Origin of the sequence: Polaromonas glacialis, assembly GCF_000709345.1 — a bacterium.
GTDB classification, from domain to species: domain Bacteria; phylum Pseudomonadota; class Gammaproteobacteria; order Burkholderiales; family Burkholderiaceae_C; genus Polaromonas; species Polaromonas glacialis.
The window spans coordinates 297446-315164 of record NZ_KL448324.1; the positions used below are offsets into that span (position 1 = coordinate 297446).

Annotated in this window: 16 protein-coding genes; 6 read left to right on the forward strand and 10 right to left on the reverse strand. The window is 65.3% G+C overall.

Translation table 11 applies throughout. The features are described 5' to 3' along the window. Window position 1 precedes the first annotated feature (1 nt). Genes panD through EC86_RS0121710 form a run of 6 tightly spaced genes read left to right on the forward strand, consistent with a single transcriptional unit; the run spans window position 2 to window position 6129 of the window. Window positions 2-382: an aspartate 1-decarboxylase gene (gene panD / locus EC86_RS0121685; RefSeq protein WP_029527944.1), complete on the forward strand. Its 381-nt coding sequence runs from the start codon at window positions 2-4 to the stop codon at window positions 380-382. Continuing rightward, window positions 382-1800, forward strand: coding sequence for an adenosylmethionine--8-amino-7-oxononanoate transaminase (bioA, locus tag EC86_RS0121690; RefSeq protein ID WP_084181657.1), 1419 nt, complete (start codon window positions 382-384; stop codon window positions 1798-1800). The genes panD and bioA overlap by 1 nt, the downstream gene beginning before the upstream one ends. Beyond that, entirely contained in the window at window positions 1766-2995 is a 1230-nt protein-coding gene (locus tag EC86_RS0121695; RefSeq protein ID WP_029527946.1) for an 8-amino-7-oxononanoate synthase, read from the forward strand. The genes bioA and EC86_RS0121695 overlap by 35 nt, the downstream gene beginning before the upstream one ends. Further along, window positions 2992-3783, forward strand: coding sequence for a dethiobiotin synthase (gene bioD, locus EC86_RS0121700; protein WP_232230001.1), 792 nt, complete (start codon window positions 2992-2994; stop codon window positions 3781-3783). The genes EC86_RS0121695 and bioD overlap by 4 nt, the downstream gene beginning before the upstream one ends. Then, window positions 3784-4839: a biotin synthase BioB gene (gene bioB, locus EC86_RS0121705; protein WP_029527948.1), complete on the forward strand. Its 1056-nt coding sequence runs from the start codon at window positions 3784-3786 to the stop codon at window positions 4837-4839. It abuts the gene before it with no gap. A gap of 6 nt (window positions 4840-4845) precedes the next feature. After that, window positions 4846-6129, forward strand: coding sequence for a cytochrome P450 (locus tag EC86_RS0121710; protein WP_029527949.1), 1284 nt, complete (start codon window positions 4846-4848; stop codon window positions 6127-6129). 253 nt (window positions 6130-6382) lie between these two features. Here EC86_RS0121710 and EC86_RS0121715 read toward each other — a convergent pair whose 3' ends face one another. From EC86_RS0121715 to EC86_RS0121760, 10 genes are all read right to left on the reverse strand, one after another. Next, window positions 6383-7375: a Bug family tripartite tricarboxylate transporter substrate binding protein gene (locus EC86_RS0121715; protein WP_029527950.1), complete on the reverse strand. Its 993-nt coding sequence runs from the start codon at window positions 7373-7375 to the stop codon at window positions 6383-6385. 67 nt (window positions 7376-7442) lie between these two features. Then, window positions 7443-8396 carry a Bug family tripartite tricarboxylate transporter substrate binding protein gene (locus EC86_RS0121720; protein ID WP_084181667.1) on the reverse strand — a complete coding sequence of 318 codons (954 nt, stop codon included), beginning with the start codon at window positions 8394-8396 and terminating at the stop codon, window positions 7443-7445. Window positions 8397-8489: 93 nt separating this feature from the next. Beyond that, on the reverse strand, window positions 8490-9734 hold the full coding sequence (locus EC86_RS0121725; protein WP_051676246.1) for an amidohydrolase family protein: 1245 nt from the start codon (window positions 9732-9734) through the stop codon (window positions 8490-8492). 18 nt (window positions 9735-9752) lie between these two features. Next, a complete protein-coding gene (locus EC86_RS0121730; RefSeq protein WP_029527953.1) occupies window positions 9753-11198 on the reverse strand; it encodes an amidohydrolase family protein in 1446 nt (481 codons plus the stop codon). A gap of 8 nt (window positions 11199-11206) precedes the next feature. Continuing rightward, on the reverse strand, window positions 11207-12190 hold the full coding sequence (locus tag EC86_RS0121735) for an ABC transporter ATP-binding protein (protein ID WP_084181658.1): 984 nt from the start codon (window positions 12188-12190) through the stop codon (window positions 11207-11209). Further along, window positions 12187-13203: an ABC transporter ATP-binding protein gene (locus EC86_RS0121740; protein ID WP_029527955.1), complete on the reverse strand. Its 1017-nt coding sequence runs from the start codon at window positions 13201-13203 to the stop codon at window positions 12187-12189. Before EC86_RS0121740 ends, EC86_RS0121735 begins: the two co-directional genes overlap by 4 nt. A 2-nt stretch (window positions 13204-13205) precedes the next feature. Beyond that, entirely contained in the window at window positions 13206-14120 is a 915-nt protein-coding gene (locus EC86_RS0121745) for an ABC transporter permease (protein WP_029527956.1), read from the reverse strand. A 19-nt stretch (window positions 14121-14139) separates the two neighbouring features. Continuing rightward, complete coding sequence (locus EC86_RS0121750) at window positions 14140-15108, reverse strand: ABC transporter permease (protein ID WP_029527957.1); 969 nt, start codon at window positions 15106-15108, stop codon at window positions 14140-14142. 61 nt (window positions 15109-15169) lie between these two features. Further along, on the reverse strand, window positions 15170-16765 hold the full coding sequence (locus EC86_RS0121755) for an ABC transporter substrate-binding protein (RefSeq protein ID WP_029527958.1): 1596 nt from the start codon (window positions 16763-16765) through the stop codon (window positions 15170-15172). Between the two features lie 53 nt (window positions 16766-16818). Further along, on the reverse strand, window positions 16819-17559 hold the full coding sequence (locus tag EC86_RS0121760; RefSeq protein WP_029527959.1) for an aspartate/glutamate racemase family protein: 741 nt from the start codon (window positions 17557-17559) through the stop codon (window positions 16819-16821). Window positions 17560-17719: the final 160 nt, after the last annotated feature.

Sequence of the window (17719 nt, forward strand, 5' to 3'; positions counted from 1 at the left end):
GATGTTTCGAACCTTGCTCAAATCCAAGATTCACCGAGTTGCAGTAACCCACTGCGAGCTGCACTACGAGGGCTCGTGCGCCATCGACGAGGACCTCCTTGAGGCGGCCAACATTGCCGAGAACGAGCAGGTCCACATCTGGAACATCAACAACGGCGAGCGCTTCATCACGTACGCCATCAAGGGCGAGCGCGGCTCAGGGATGATTTCGGTCAACGGCTCGGCCGCGCGCCGCGCCTGCAGCGGCGACCTGCTCATCATCGCCGCCTTTGCCCAGGTGGATGAGGGCCAGGTGGCCAGCCATCAACCCCAGCTGGTGTTCGTGAACGACCAAAACCGCCAGACCGCGCTGCGCCACCAAGTGCCAACCCAGCAGCTGTGATGCCAACTCCCGGCAGCGTGTCCGCTTCTTCCCTGGTTTCCCTCTCCCGGCGCAGCCTGGCAGCGGTCTGGCACCCGTGCACGCAGATGCAGCGCGCGGCTGCCGTGCCGCCCCTGGCCATCGTGCGTGGCGAAGGCCCCTGGCTGTTTGACGACGCCGGGCGGCGTTACTTCGACACCAGCAGTTCGTGGTGGGTGAACCTCTTCGGCCACGCCGATGCGCGCATCAACGCCGCGCTCAAGGACCAGTTGGACACGCTGCCCCACATCATGCTGGCCAGCTGTACCCACCGGCCTGCCGTCGAGCTGGCCGAGCGGCTCTCGGCGCTGACGGGCGGCGTGCTCGGCCACTGCTTTTTCGCCAGCGACGGCGCCTCGGCGGTGGAAATTGCCCTGAAGATGAGCTTTCACCACTGGCGCAACCGGGGCCAGCCGGCCAAGCGCGAGTTCGTCTGCCTGCGCCACGGTTACCACGGCGAAACCCTGGGAGCCCTTGCCGTCACCGACGTGGCGGTGTTTCGCGACGCGTACGACCCGCTGCTGATGCGCGCGCACCAGGCGATGTCGCCCGACGCGCGCCAGGCGCTACCCGGCGAGGGCGCGCTTGACGTCGCGCTGCGCGCCGCCGCGGACCTCCAAGCTCTTTTTGCCGCGCGCCACGAGCACATCGCCGCCTTGATCCTCGAACCCCTGGTGCAGGGCGCTGCCGGCATGGCGATGCACGATGCGGCCTACCTGCGCGCCGCGCGCGCGCTGTGCGACGAGTACGACGTGCTGCTGATCGCCGACGAGATTGCCGTGGGCTGCGGGCGCACCGGCACCTTCTTTGCCTTCGAGCAGGCAACGCTGCCCGGGCAGGAGCGCCTCTGGCCCGACCTGATCTGCCTGTCCAAGGGCATCAGCGGGGGCTACCTGCCGCTGTCCCTGGTGCTCTCGCGGGACCGCGTCTACGAGGCTTTTCTCGACGACGACGTGGCGCGCGGCTTTTTGCACTCGCACTCCTACAGCGGCAACGCGCTGGCCTGCCGCGCGGCACTGGCCGTGCTCGACCGGTTCGCGCAGGACGACGTGCTGGCGCGCAACCGGCAGCAGGCGGCCGGCCTGAGCGCCGCGCTGGCGCCGCTGTGGCTCGATGCGCGCCTCGAGCACGTTCGCCAGATCGGCATGATCTGGGCTTTTGACGTGCGCGAATCCTTCGCCGGTCCTCGCTTTGCCGAGCGCTTCCATCTGGCGGGGCGCAAGCGCGAACTGCTGATCCGCCCGATCGGCCGCACGGTGTACCTGATGCCGCCGTATGTGCTGGACGATGAACTGTCGGCCTGGCTGGCCCGGCAGCTGCTGGCCACACTGGACGATGTGCTGCGCCAAACCCCGGAGTCCTGCGATGCTGCTCGAGCACCTGAACCGCCTACGGCTTGAGCGCCAGGCGCAGGGCCTGGCGCGCCAGCGCCGCATTGCCGAGTCGCCGTGCGCGCCGCGCCAAGCGTTCAGCCGGGAGGGCGAAGCGGCGCTCTCGCTGCTGGGCTTTGGCAGCAACGACTACCTGGGCCTGGCCAACCACCCGGCGCTGGTCGCCGCGCTGGCCGAGGGCGCGCGGCGGTTCGGCGCGGGCAGCGGCGCCTCGCACCTGATCAGCGGGCACTCGCGCGCGCACGCCGCGCTCGAGGACGACCTGGCCGCCTGGCTGGCGCCGTGCATCCCGCAGGCGCAGGCCCTGTACTTTGGCACCGGCTTCATGGCCAACTTGGCGCTGCTCACCGCGCTGGGCGGCGCCAGCGCGGCAATTTTTGCCGACAAGCTCAACCACGCCTCGCTCGTCGACGGCGCGCTGCTGGCCCGCGCGCCGCTGCAGCGCTATGCCCACGGCAATCTCACGGTCCTGGCGCGCCAGCTGCAAGGCTGCACGGCGCCGGTCAAGCTGATCGTGACCGATGCGGTCTTCAGCATGGACGGCGACGTGGCCGACCTGCCGGCGCTCCTGGCGCTGGCCGAGCGCTTTGACGCCTGGCTGATCGTGGACGATGCGCACGGCTTTGGCGTGCTGGGCGAAGGGGGCCGGGGCGCCTTGGGGCACTTTGGCCTCTCCAGCGAGCGCCTGGTCTACATGGGCACGCTGGGCAAGGCCGCCGGCGTGGGCGGCGCCTTTGTCGCGGCGCACCCGGCCATCATCGACGCGCTGGTGCAGTCCGCCCGCGCCTACCTCTACACCACCGCCGCGGCGCCGGCGCTGGCCCATGCGCTGCGCGAAAGCCTGCGCCTGATCGCCAGCAGCGAAGGCGACGCCCGGCGCGCGCACTTGCAGCAGCGGATACGTCAGCTGCGCGCCGGGCTGGCGGCTTTGATCGCTGCGCACCCGGCGCTGGGCTGGCTTGTAACCCCTTCCAGCACCGCGATCCAGCCCTTGATCGTGGGCAGCAACGAAGCGGCGCTGGCGCTGATGGCCGCGCTCGACAGGCAAGGCTTGTGGGTGCCGGCCATCCGCCCGCCCACGGTGCCGCTGGGCACGGCCCGGCTGCGCATCACGCTGAGCGCCGCGCACAGCGCAGGCGATGTGGCGCAGCTGCTCGCCGGCCTGGGGCAGGCCGCGCGGGACATGACAGGAACACGGACATGAAGACAGAGATGAGTGGGGGCCCAGCCGCCTCTGGCCTGCCAGCGCCAGCGCTGCGCGGCTGCTTTGTCGCCGGCACCGACACGGCCGTAGGCAAAACCGAAGTCAGCGCGGCGCTCCTGCACTGGTGCGCCAGCCAAGGCTGGCGCAGCGCGGGCTTTAAACCTGTGGCGGCAGGCACAACACTGATAGATGGCCAGCCGGTCAATGAGGACGTGCAGGCCCTGCGCCAGGCCGGCTCGGTTCACCTCACCGAGACGGAAGTCGGGCCGCTGCAACTCAAGGCCGCCTGCGCGCCCGAGATTGCCGCCGCCCTGGAGGGCCGGCGCATCGACCCGGCGACCCTCATGGCGGCCGCGCGCCATCTGGCCGGCCGCGCCGACGCCCTGGTGGTCGAGGGCGTGGGCGGCTTTTGCGTGCCGCTCGGCCCTGGCTGGGACACGGCCGACCTGGCAATGGCCCTGGGACTGCCCGTGATTCTGGTGATCGGCCTGCGCCTGGGCTGCCTCAGCCATGCGCTGCTGACGGCCGAGGCGATTCGGGCGCGCGGCTTGCCGCTGGCCGGCTGGGTGGCCAATACCGTTGATCCCGCCATGGCGCAGCGGGAAAGCAACCTGGCCAGCTTGCGCCACGAACTGATGCGCCGCCACCGGGCGCCCTGCCTGGGGCTCGTGCCCTGGCTGGATGCGCCGACCCCCGCCGCCGTGGCCGCCCATCTGGACGCTGCGGCCCTCCACAAGGTGTTTGACCACCTTCCCTTGCCTTCCTCCTGCCTATTTAAGAGCGCCTGAATGACTACCCTTGCCCCAATTGCTACCATTGACGTGTCCCGCTTGCGCCGTACCCCGGCGCCTGTGAACGCTTCTTCGAACGCGCCGCCCGCGCCGCTGCGCTGGGCCGTCGCCGACGTGGCCGCGCTGTACGCGCTGCCGTTCATGGACCTGCTGTTTCAAGCCCAGCAGGTGCACCGCGAGAGCTTCGATGCCAACGAGGTGCAGCTCTCCACGCTGCTGTCGATCAAGACCGGCGGCTGCGCCGAGGACTGCGGCTACTGCCCGCAAGCGGCCAGCGCCGACAGCGGCGTCGCCGCCACGAAACTGATGCCCCTTGGCGAGGTAATGGCCGCCGCGCAGGCCGCCAAGGACCAGGGCGCCACGCGCTTTTGCATGGGTGCGGCCTGGCGCAGCCCCAAGGAGCGCGACATGGAGAACGTGACCGAGATGGTGCGCGAGGTCCGCGCCCTGGGCCTGGAAACCTGCATGACGCTGGGCATGTTGGAGGCCAGCCAGGCGCAGGCCCTGAAGGAGGCGGGCCTGGACTACTACAACCACAACCTGGACAGCTCGCCCGAGTTCTACGGCGAGATCATCACCACGCGCACCTACCAGGACCGGCTGGACACGCTGGACCATGTACGCCAGGCCGGCATCAACGTGTGCTGCGGCGGCATCGTCGGCATGGGCGAGAGCCGCCTGCAGCGCGCAGGACTCATCGCCGAGCTGGCCAACCTCGAGCCTTACCCCGAATCTGTGCCGATCAACAACCTGGTCGCTGTGCCCGGCACGCTGCTGGCCGATGCGCCGCCGCTCGATCCGTTCGAGTTCGTGCGCACCATTGCCGCAGCGCGCATCACCATGCCGCGCACCATAGTGCGATTGTCGGCCGGGCGCGAGCAGATGGACGACAGCGTGCAGGCGCTGTGCCTGCTCGCTGGCGCCAACTCGATTTTCTACGGCGACCGGCTGCTCACGACGAGCAACCCGCAGGCCGAGCGCGACCGCCAGCTGTTTGAGCGCCTGGGCCTCAAAGCCCAGGGCGCTCGGCCCGAAGCGCAGCAGCAAGGCTAAGGGCGCGTGAGTGTCGTCCTGAGGCCGGGTGCCCCGGCGCTGCAAGGCTCGCTTGTCACTCCAGCGTTCATGGCCAATCCCTATCCGGCCTACCGCGCCTGGCAGGAAGCCGGCCCGATCCATTGGAGCGACGAGTTTTTCGGCGGCGCCTGGCTGGTCACGCGCCATGCCGATGTCCAGCAGGTGCTCCAAGATCCGCGGTTTTCGGCGCAGCGCACCGGCGCCTGGGTCAAGGATCGCGAGGCGGCGCCGGGCGAGCTCAAGGGATTCCAGGCGCTGTTTGCCCGCGCGCTGCTGTTTCTCGATGCGCCCGATCACCCGCGCATACGTAAGGTGCTCAATGCCGGCTTTCGCCCCGACATCCTGCAGGGGCTGGCTCCGCACATCGAGCAGGTCGTCACCGAGCTGCTCGATCGGGTTGATCGGGTAGAGCAAGCCGGGACGTTTGACTTCATCGAGGCCGTGGCCCGGCCCCTGCCGGTGCAGGTGATGGCGCTGGTGCTGGGCATTGATCAGCCTCATAAGGACTTCATGGCTTGGTCGGAGGATCTGGCCAGCTTCATCGGCGAGGCGCAGCCTACGCGCGCGCAGGCGAGAAGCGCGCAGGCTAGCCTGCTGGCGATGGGGCGTTATTTTGAGTCGCTCTTAGTGCTTAAACGTAAAACGCCGGGCGACGATCTGGTCAGCCGTCTGGCGCAGGCCCAGTCCAGGGGCGAGATTAAAGGCGGCGCCGAGTTGCTCGCGCAGTGCGCGATGCTGCTTTTCGCCGGCCATGAAACCACGCGTCACCTGCTGGGGAGCAGCGTGCAGGCCCTGCTCGCCCACCCGGCGCAGTGGCAGCGCCTAGCGCGCGAGCCCGAACTGCTGCCCAGTGCGGTGCGAGAACTCTTGCGCTTTGAAAGCCCGGTGCAGTACACCGGGCGGCGCGTGGCGGCCGATATGGTGCTCCATGGCCGGCAGTTGCGCCGGGGTGAACTGGTGCTGGCCATGATCGGCGCGGCCGGCCGCGACCCGGCGCGCTACCACGACCCCGATGTGCTCGACATCGAACGCCACCAAGTTGCCTCGCTCGCCTTTGGCTCTGGGCCGCATGTGTGCATCGGGGCAGCGCTCACGCTGATGGAGGCCCGGATCGTTCTGGGCCAGTTGTTGACAAGATGGCCCGGCCTGAGCCTGCTTGATGCCGCGCCGCGCTGGGGCGACAAACCCGCATACCGCGGGCTGGTGGCGCTGGCGCTGCGCTCTGGGGCGGAGTGCCTGAAGTCGCCCATAAGCGGCTCTACCGCATGAACTTCTCTTGGGGAAAGTGGAAGAATGGAGCCCTTGGCGCGCGTCTTTCATCAGGGTCCGCTGCAAGTCAACGCAGCAAGAAATGACCGGTTGTAGTCTCGCCGTCCACATGCCTTGCGCTCACCAGGCGACGACACAGCATCGACAGGGTGACGATGAAATGAAGAAGTCAGGTTCCGTGGGTCAATCGCTGCGCGATTCAACCACGGTGGAAATCTGTTTGACAAACGTGGGGACGCCCTTGTAGCCGAGCTTAGCGGGCGCCCTTCATTTCAACAGGTGCAATACTTTGAACCTTTTTAACCTCATCGCGAATCCGCTGCGTCAGCGCCTGCGGCGTGCTCCCTTGGGTTTCAACACCCGCCTTCTGGAGTTTTTGCCATACCACGGGCTCGCGCAAGACCTCATTGAGCTCTTTGTTCAGGCGCGCCGTGATGGTGGGCGGCATTTTGGCGGGGCCAAACAAGCCGTTCCACAGGCTGATGTCATAGCCCTTGAGCGCAGGGGTTTCCGAGAGCGCGGGGATTTGCGGCGCAGCGCGGGAACGGCCCGGGGTGGTGACGCCTAGCGCCACCATCTTGCCGGTCTCTATGTGCGGCAAGGCCGTGGGCGTCATGAAATACGCCAACTCAATGTTGCCGCCGGCGACGTCAATCGCCATCTGAGACGCGCCCCGGTAAGGCACGTGGGTGATTTGGGTTCCGGCCTTCTGGTTCAGCAGCTCGCCCGCCACATGCAACACGGTGCCAATGCCGGAGGAGGCATAGCTCAGAGCGCCCGGGTCACGCTTGGCCTTGGCGAGCGCCTCCTGCGTGGTCTTGAGGCCAGACTTGGGACTGGCCACCAGCACCAAGGGCACATCGCCGATCAGGCCGATGGGCGTGAAGTCGGTCTCGCCGTTGTATTTGATGGCCGGGTTGAACAAGCGGGCGATCGACACCTCGCTGCCCGAGGCTATGAACAGGGTGTAACCGTCGGCGGCGGCATTGACCACCTTCTGGCCGGCGATGGTGCCGCCCGCGCCGCTGACGTTTTCGATCACGACCGGCGTACCGAGGCGCTTGCCCAAGGGCTCGGCAATGGTGCGCGCAATCATGTCGGCGCTGCCGCCGGCCGGAAAACCCACCACCATCGTGATGGGACGGCCCGTGGGCCAGGCTTGCGCCCAGACCATCGAGTTGGCCAGCGCGGCGCTCGCAACGGCAAGCTGCAGCAAGCGCCTTTTGGTGAAAACAAATTGACTCATACAAAACTCCTGAATTCAAAAAATAACAAAAAAACCTCGAATCCGTTCACTCATTCCCTGTGCCGGCTCAGGCACCCGCGCCGGCGGGCATGGTCGACGGCGCCACACTGCGCACGCGCTGCGCTTCATCACGGATGCGCCGGCTGAATTCCTGCGGTGTGCCGCCTTCGGTCGTGACACCCGCCTTCTGCAGCTTCTGCCACACCTGCGGCTCCTGAATCACCTCATTTAGCGCCTTGTTCAGACGCGCCACCATCGGTGCCGGCAGCTTGGCCGGGCCGAACAGTCCGTTCCAGAGCGTGATCTCGAAACCCTTGAGTGCGGCTGCTTCCGACAGGGCCGGAACCTGCGGGGCGACACGGGTGCGACCGGCGGACGTGACGGCCAGCGCAATCATCTTGCCCGACTCGATATGCGGCATGGCGGTCGGTGGCCCCAGGAAACCAAAGTCCACGTTGCCGCCCGCGATGTCTATCGTCATTTGCTGAGCGCCGCGGTAGGGCACATGGTCGATCTTGATGCCGGCCTTCTGGTTCAGCAGCTCGCCGGCCACATGCAGGGCCGAGCCAACGCCCGAGGAGGCAAAGCTCATGGTGTTCGGTTCGCGCCTGGCTTTGGCCAAGGCCTCCTCGAGGGTCTTCACGCCCGACTTGGGGCCGGCAACGAGCATCAAGGGCTGCACACCTATCAGTCCTATGTGCGAGAGGTCGGTTTCACCGTTGTACTTGACGGCGGGATTGAACATGCGCGCAATCGTCACCTCGCTGCTTGATCCCATGAGCAGGGTATAGCCGTCAGGCGCGGCATTCACGACCTTCTGGCCGGCAATCGTGCCGGCAGCGCCGCTGAGGTTCTCCACGATGATGGTGGCGCCCAGGCGCTTGCCCAGTGGCTCGGCAATGGTGCGCGCCACGATGTCGGCGCTGCCGCCTGCAGGAAACCCCAGTACCAGGGTGATGGGTTTCTTGCCCGGCCATTCCTGCGCGTGGGACAGGACTGTCAGCGCCGGAGCTACCGTCATGGTCGCGAGAATGCAGGCGCGAATCAAAACATGACGCTTGGAGGAAAAAAAAGATGACAAGGGGGCCTCTCAGGTAAGCAGGGGTAATGGTGTTCAAGATGGGGAAGAAGCTATCGCGTTGAAGCAGGAAGGGAAACATTCACTCTCTGGCAACAAGGAGCGCCCATCACGGGCGACCACACGGCCGCGCTTGAGCACCAGCCGGCGCACCGGGTGGTAGGCGACGGCCTCGGCAGCGGTTTCGGCCTCGACCAGCACCAGGTCGGCGGCCGATCCGACCGTCAGGCCATAGTTCGCCACGCCCATCACCTGCGCGCCGCCATAAGTGGCCATGCGCAAAGCGATTTCAATGCCGGTATCGTCGCGGAATCCGCTGCGGTAGGCCAGCAGAAAGGCGCGCTCCAGCATGTCGCCGTTGTTGAGCGGGCTCCAGGTATCGCGAATGCCGTCCGAACCCGAGAACAGCCGCACGCCGCGCTCGTGCAGCAGACGTATCGGCGGGAAGGGTGTGGCGCCCGCGGGTGCGTGGGTCATGATCGCGATGTCATTCTCCAGCAGCAGCGCGATGAGGGACTCCAGACGCGCGGGCTCGACGCCGCCCAGGCAGAAGGCATGGCTGATGGCGACCTTGCCGGCCAGACCCAGGCTGCGCGTGCGTTCGGCAATCATCTCCATCGTCACCGCACCCAGGTCGCCGCGGTCATGCAGGTGGATGTCGATGCCGCAACCGTGCTTGCCGGCAATGGCGAAGAGTCCGTCGAGCTGGCCTTTGGGGTCACGGTCTACGCCCACGGGGTCGAGTCCGCCTATCACTTCCGCACCATCGCGCGCGGCTTGCTCCAGCAGGTCCAAGGTGCCAGGCCGTATCATCACGCCGGTTTGCGGGAAGGCCACGATGTCAATGTCTATCCAGTCGCGGTGTTTTTCGCGCATCGCCTGGACGCCGTGCAGGTGCGCCAGGCCGACGTCGGGGCCGACATCGACATGAGTCCGCACATGGGTGGTGCCGCAGGCGATCAGGCGCCTGAGCAGTCGGGCGCTCTGAACTTCGGGCGACAGACCGAGACCCGCAAGTACCTGCCGCTCGTTGTTGATTTTTTCCATCAGGCTGGGGCCGGCCTGGTGCGGATGCCAGGGCGTACCCCAGAGCGTCTTGTCGATATGGGCGTGCGCGTCCACCAGGCCGGGAATGGCGAGACAGCCACGCGCGTCAATCATTTCGTCGCCCGGCGCGGCCGGAAGATCGGAGCCGATCGCGGCGATGCGGCCATTGCGTACGGCAATGTCGGTGGTCTCGCCGCCCCAGGGGCGAGCGCCCCGTATGACTAGGTCTTGCATGCTTAATCCTTCACAATTTCAATAATGGCTGGCGCCCCACAAGCGGGCGGGCGACTCGGTCAGATGGCGCAGCCCGCTGCGGTCCAGCATGCGCTCGGCGGCAACATTCACCTCTTCCAGGATTTCGCCCTCGTTGACACTCAGCACCTGGCGGTCTTCCATCAGGATGCGGCCATTGACGATGGTGGTGCTCACATCGGCCGCATTGGCAAAGCAGGTGATGCGGTAGACCGGCATGTTCAGCGGCATCAGGTGCGGCTTGAACAGGTCCACCAGGATGATGTCGGCCTTCTTGCCGACTTCCAGCGAGCCAATCTCATGATCCATGGACAGCGCCCGCGCGGCATCAATCGTCACCATCTCCAGCACCTTGCCATGCGGCAGCACACCAGCGTCGCGGAAATGCCGGCGATGGTAGTGCATGCACTGGAACATGTGGCGGAACATGTCGTAGCCGCGATCCGGGGCCGAGCCGTCGGAGCCAATCGCCACGATCACGCCCGCATCGATCAGCTCGGGCACCGGGCAGCGGCCGCGAATCGACATGATGGCGCTGGGGTTGTGCACTATGCGGGTGTGGGTGTCCTGGGTCACCGCAATGTCTTCTTCGCTCAGGTCGATGCAGTGCGACATGAAGGAGGTCGGGCCCAGCAGGCCGAGCTCGCTGTGCGCCAGCGCCAGCGTGCCGGTGCGGTGGCCGTCCTGGGTGAAGGTCAGGCCGCGCTCCTTGGCCAGGCGGAAATAATCGCCGGCCTGACGGTGAAATTCCTCGCGCAGCAGGCCGTGATCGGGCTCGTGCATGGGCGCAAACACCGGCAGTGTCACGGCGATGTTCAGCCGGCCGTCGGCCCGTCCATGATTCTCATCGATGATCTTGTTGCAGACTTCCAGCATGGTGGCCGCATCAATATCGCGCGAGCTTGGCGGTTCGGTGGCCCAGTCCACGTAACGTGTGGGTGCCGAGGGACGTGAAGGCCCCACCGCCACCACAGAACGCGTGCCGGAACGCGCCACCGCATCGCAATGCGCTTTGGCATATTTGGGATCGTCAACACGCATGATGGAGTCGCCGCCGCCAAACAGCGACACGCCCGTCGTCACGCCGGCCTTGAGCCGCTCCAGCGAGGTCATGGCCGATTCGGCGCGCCAGAACTGCTCATCCGATGCCGAGGTGTAAATCACGGCGCAGGCGGCCATCCACGCGTTCGGATCACCCGCGCCCATGGTGCGGAGCATGCCGTGCCCGGCGTGGGCATGGCTGTCAATCAAGCCCGGCAACACCGCCTTGCGGTAGGCGTTGATGGTCTTGGCGGCCGTAAAACGCGCGCGCAACTCGGCGGTGGTGCCGACGGCCACAATGCGGTCAGCCTTGACCGCCACGGCGCCGTCTTCAATGACGCGGCGCTCGGCGTCCATGCTGATGACGGTGCCGTGCTCTATCAAAAGATCTATGTGTTCAATCATGGGGTCATTCAGGCAAGTGAAAAGGAAGAGGCGGCATGGGCAGCGCCAGGCATGAAGCGCACCGGCTGGCTGCCACTGCCCACGGCATGGCAGGCAGCGGAGGCGCCGTTGGCCACCGGCAGCAAGGCCGGGGCTTCCTTGCGGCAGATGTCCATGGCGATGGGGCAACGCGGGTGAAAGGTGCAGCCGGGCGGCGGCGCCAGCGGGCTGGGCAGCTCGCCCGTGGGCAGGCTGACGGCGCGGCGGCCCTGGCCGATGCGCGGAATGGCCTCCAGCAGCAGCTGGGTGTAGGGGTGGCGCGGCGCGGCAAACAACTCGGCCGTGGGCGCGACCTCCACCAGGCGTCCGAGGTACATCACGCCTATCATGGAAGAAACAAAGCGCACCACCGCCAGGTTATGGCTGATGAAGAGGCTGGTCAGACCCTCCTCTTTTTCCAGGCGCTTGAGCAGGTTCAGGATTTGTGCCTGTACCGACACATCCAGCGCCGAGGTGGGCTCGTCGCAGACCAGAAAACTCGGCTCACCGGCCAGTGCGCGCGCAATGGAAACACGCTGGCGCTGGCCGCCAGAAAATTCGTGCGGAAACTTGGCAGTATCGGCCGCCGACAGGCCCACGCGGACCAGCAAGTCTTCGACGCGCTGCCTCACGTCGGCGAACGGGCGCAGCTTTTGGAAGGTGATCGATTCGGCAATCGCTTCGCCAACACGCCAGCGTGGATTGAGTGAGGCATACGGGTCCTGAAAAATCATCTGGGTACGGTGAACGCGGCCGTCTGACGGTGCGCCGAACACCATAGCGCCCGCACTCGGCAGGTCCAGCCCGGCCACCACACGGGCCAGCGTGGTTTTACCGCAACCGGACTCACCCACCAGGCTGAAGGTCGTGCCGACGGGAATGTCAAAGCTGACGTTGTCGACGGCACGCACCCTGCGTCCCTGGGCCTTGAACTCACGCGACAGATTTTTAACACTGAGGTAAGGCGTGCTCATGCGGCAACTCCCGTCATGGCGAGGCTTTGCTGAGGATGCCAGCAGGCCACCAGCACCTGATCCAGCTGGTGCGGCTGCGGCCGATGTGCCACGCACTGCGCACTGGCATGCTTGCAACGCGGGTGAAATGCGCAGCCTGTAGGCCGCGACGCGAGCCGCGGCATGGCGCCGTCAATCTGCTGCAGCCACCGGACATCCTGGTCAACCGGCGGGATCGAGCCCATCAAGCCCCGTGTATAGGGGTGACGCGGCCGGTTCACGATCTGGGCCACCGGGCCGGTCTCGGCAATATGGCCGGCGTACATGACGGCGACCCGGTCGGCATTTTCGGAAATCACACCCATGTCATGGGTGACCAGCAATACGGCGGTGCCGCGTTCGCGGCATTGCGAGCGCAGCAATTCCAGCACCTGCGCTTGCACCGACACATCAAGCGCCGTCGTGGGTTCGTCGGCAATCACCAGGTCGGGCTCGGCGCACAGCGCCAGTGCGATCACGATGCGCTGGCGCATGCCACCGGAAAACTGGTGCGGATAGGCATCCACCCGTTCGGCCGGCGAAGGAATGCCGACTTGCCGCAGCCACTCGATGGCGCGCGCGCGCGCTTCGGCACCTGTCATGGGCAGGTGGGTGCGCATGGTCTCGGTCAGCTGGGCGCCGACCGTGAGCAAGGGGTTCAGGCTGAGCAGCGGGTCCTGAAATATGGCGCCTATGCGCCGGCCGCGCAGCTTGCGCATCTGCGCTGCCGGAAGCCGGTGTAGGGGCTGGCCGTCGAAGATGATTTCACCGGCGGCAATATGCGCGGGCGCGTCCAGCAGGCCCAGCACAGCCATGCCGGTCAGTGATTTGCCGGCGCCCGATTCGCCCACGAAGCCGAGGATCTCTCCGCGGGCGATGTCGAAACTCACGTCATCGAGCGCGGTCAGGACGCCGTGTCGCGTCGGAATCTGCACGCGCAGGCCGCGCACGGAAAGCAGGGGACCGGCCCCGGGCGATGTATTGGAATTGGTCATGGTTATTTCAATCGTGGATTGAGCGCATCGCGCAGCCAGTCACCAAACAGGTTGACACTGAGCACCAGGCCGATCAGCAGCAGGCCCGGCAGCACGGTGATCCACCATTCGCCGGAAAACAGCACCTCGTTGCCCAGCCGTATCAGCGTGCCCAGTGAAGGCGAGGTCGCCGGAACGCCCAGGCCCAGAAAGCTCAGCGTGGCCTCGGTCAACACCGCCAGGCCGATGGACAAAGTGGCAATCACCAGCACCGGGCTCAAAATGTTGGGCAGCACATGGCGAAACAGGATGCGCGCCCGGCCCATGCCGATCAGTCGCACCGCATTGACATAGTCCTTGTCCTTTTCGATCATGGTCACGCCTCGCACCGTCCGGGCGTATTGCACCCAGTTGGCCAGCGCAATCGCCATGACCACGATCGCCAGCGAGAGCTGTTCGTGCAGGGCCCGCGGCAGCACTGTGCGCGACAGCCCGTCGATCAGCAAGGCCACCAAAATGGCCGGAAAACTCAGTTGCACATCGGCCGCCCGCATGATGAGGTTGTCAATGCGTCCGCCCACATACCCGGCAACCAGCCCCAGGGTCACGCCTACCACCAGCGACAGCAGGGTGGACATCACGCCTACCAGTAGCGACACCCGCAGTCCGTAAAGCATCACCGAAACCATGTCGCGGCCTTGGCCGTCGGTACCCAACAGGTATTTCAGCTGGCCGCCTTCAGTCCATGCCGGCGGCAGGCGCGCATCAAGCAGGTCGAGCGCTGCAATATCGAACGGATTTTGCGGCGCCAGCCAGGGCGCCAACAGCGCCATGCTCAGGTACAGCAGCAGAACCAGCGCAGAAATCCAGGCCTCGGGCGAGCGGCCCAGGCTCCACACCAGATCGGTTTCGCGCCACCGGCGCAGGGTCAGCATCATGTTGCTCATCGCCGGCTCCTTAGCGTTGCGCGCGCAGGCGCGGGTCAACGGCAAAATACAAAAGATCAACCGCCATGTTGATCAGCACAAACAGCAGGGCGATCAGCAAGAGGTAGGCGGCAATGACCGGCACATCGCCGAAATTGATGGCCTGGATGATGAGCAGGCCCAGGCCGGGCCACTGGAACACGGTTTCGGTGATGATGGAAAACGCGATCATGGAGCCCAGCTGAAGCCCGGCCACGGTGATGATGGGAATCAGCGTGTTTTTCAGTGCATGTCGGTAGTTGATGGAGCGCTCACGCAAGCCGCGTGCCCGCGCAAACTTGATGTATTCGCTGCGCAGCACTTCCATCATCTGGGTCCGCGTCAGGCGCATGAAGAGCGTCAGTTGGAACAGCGCCAGCGTGATGGCCGGCATCACCAGGGACTTCCAGCCGCTGGCCGTCAGAAAACCTGTGCTCCAGACGCCCAGCAGCACGGTGTCGCCCCGTCCGAACGAAGGCAGCCAGTTCAGGTAGATCGAAAAGACCAGGATCAGGATGATGCCGGTCACGAACGAGGGCACGGAAATTCCGATCAGCGAGACGACTTGCAAGCCGCGCGTCAACAGCGAGCGCGGCTTGAGCCCGGCATACACCCCCATCGGAATACCCACCCCTAGCGCCAGCACGGCCGCCACCAGGCTGAGCTCCAGCGTGGCGGGCAGGCGGCTGGCAATCACGCGCGACACCGGTTCGATGTTGCGGTAGGACACGCCAAACTCACCCTGCACCGCACGCCCGACAAACTTCAGGTACTGCAGGGGCAAGGGCTGGTCGAGTCCCAGCGAACGGCGCATGGCATCGCGCTCATCCACCGTGGCGGTTTCCCCGACCAGATTGCTGACCGGGTCGCCGATGAAGTTGAACAGGGAAAACGAGAGGATGGACACCAGCACCATCACGATGGCGCCATTGGCCAGGCGGCCCAGAAGAAAACGCATCATAGATTGTTCTCCCGTGAAGGGGTGCCGCGCGGCACGATGGGTCGAACGGCACCTGCCTGCATCACTTGCCGTTCACATTCACCAGCCACAGACGCATCTGGTTGTCCGGTGCCTGTGCCAGCGTAATGCCCTTGCGGGCCGCCCAGGTCACGGGCTGCTGATGCAGCGGAACATGGGACACATCGTCGCGCTCGATGGCCACGGCCTCTTCCACCAGCCGGGCGCGTTTGGCGGGATCGATCTCGCTGGCGATCTGCGGCAAATATGCGTCGAACTTGGGGTTGGAATATTTGCCCGCATTGAGCGAGCCTTCCTTGCCGGTGCGGGTGGCCACCACGTCCTTGAGCAGGCCGTAGACGTCGGCCATCGGCAGGCCGGCATGGCCCACCATGTAGAGCGAGACATCGGCGGCATTCAGGCGCACGCTCCACTTGGACGTTGGCTCGATCATCAGGTTGGTCTTGATGCCGACCTTGGCCAGCATCGACGACATGGCCAGGCACAGCGCCTCGTCATAGACGTAGCGGTCGTTCGGGCATTGCAGGCCCACGGTAAACCCATTGGGATAGCCGGCTTCCTTGAGCAGCGCCCGGGACGCGTCGGGGCTGAAAGGCAGCAGCCGCTTGTTCAACGCAACCGGCGAACCGTTGAGGTAGGGCGACAGCAGGTTGCCGGCCGGCCACGAGGCGCCGCGCATCACCGAGCGCTTGAGCGCCTCCACATCAATCGCCTGATACACCGCCTTGCGCACGCGAAGGTCCTTAAACGGATTTTTGCCCTTGACATCGCTGTACAGCAACTCGTCGCGGCTTTGGTCCATGCCCATGAAGATCGTGCGCAGCTCCGGCCCTTGCACCACGTCCAGGGCCGGGTTGGACTTCAGGCGCGGCACATCCTGCAGCGGCACGCTGATGGACGCATCAATGCCGCCGCTGATCAGCGACGAGGTGCGGGTAGCATCTGACTTGATCGGCGTGAACAGCACCTCGGTCAGGTTGTGTTTCGGCTTGTCCCACCAGCCCGGATAGGCGCTAAGTGCGGTGCGGGTATCGACCTCGCGGGACACCAGCTTGAACGGGCCAGTGCCATTGGCATTGCGGTTGGCAAAGTTTTCCTTCTGCCGGCCCAGGTCGCTGGCTTCCACCGCACGGTTCTGCTCGGCCCAGCCCTTGTCCATGATGAGCAGCTGCACCATTTCGTTGTTCAGCGTGGGCAGCGGTGCATTGGTTTCCACATCGACGGTGTAAGCATCGACCTTGCGCACGTCCTTGAGGTCGCTCAGGTTGCCCTTGACCAGGGAGCCAGGCGTGTTCACGCGCTGCCATGAAAACACCACGTCGTCCGCGTCAAAACTCTCGCCGTTGTGAAACTTCACGCCTTGGCGCAAGGTATACCGCCAGACCGTCGGGCTGACCAATTTCCAGGACGTGGCGAGCGACGGCTCGATCTGCAGCTTGTCATTGAAGCGGACCAGCGACTCATAGATGTTGCTGACAAAAGCGTTGGAAAAGGAATGGTTGGTCGAATGTGGGTCCATGGACAGCGCATCCGTTCCCGAAGACCAGGTGAAGGTGGCGGCGCTGGCGCAGGACATGGCCGACAGGGCGGCGCAGGTGGCCAGGCCAATGGCCGCGCGCCTGAATGTTGAGAGCTTCATTGAGGAGTCCTTCATGGTTGGAAAGGTAAACAGGGGTGTGAAGATAAAGATCTTCAGGCGACCGGCGCGAACTGGGCCATCACCCCGGCATAGCGCTTGGGGCCGGGCGCGGCATAGTCGCCGCGCTTGCTGGTGCGCAGGCCCAGGCCATGCAGGGCTTCGGCCAGCTTGATGGCTGCCGTCACGCCGTCGATGACTGGAACGCCCAGCTCCCGGGTCAGTTCGGTGCACAGGTCGGCCATCCCGGCGCATCCCAGCACGATGGCGCCGACGCCATCGTCCCGCAAGGCCAGGCGGCATTCGTCGCCAATTCTTTGGCGCAGCAGCCCATCTGACTGCGCCTCGAGTTCCAGAACCGCGATGCCGGTGGCGCGCACCTTGCGGCAGCGGGTGGTCATGCCGTAATCGACCAGCAGGCGCTGGGCCGTGGGCACCGTCCGCGCCAGGGTGGTCACCACGCTGAAGGAAGAGGCCACCAGGCAAGCCATCTGCATGGCCGCTTCGGCGATACCGATCACGGGCGCCGTGGCGATTTCACGCGCGGCGCGCAAACCCGGATCGCCAAAGCAGGCAATCACATGCGCATCCACGCCGGCCGCCTCACCCGCCTGGATCTGCGCGAGCATTCCCGGCAAGGCCAGCGCTTCGTCATTGGCGCTTTCGATGGATGCCGGCCCGGTGGCCGACTGCACGGCAAGGATCTGCGTGCCTGCGAAAGCGACCTGGCGTGCGGCCACCGCCATCTTGTCGGTCATGGCCATGCTGGTGTTCGGATTGATTAGTTGAATTTTCATTTCGATGAATTGTGACAATTATTGAACAGCTAACTACATAGGGAAAACCACGAAAAAACAATCAATTTATCGCAATTATAAAAAAATAAATGCCACAGTTTTTGTCATGATTGTGACAATAAATAGTTTTCTGGTAACGATTAAAAAAAATTTATGGCAC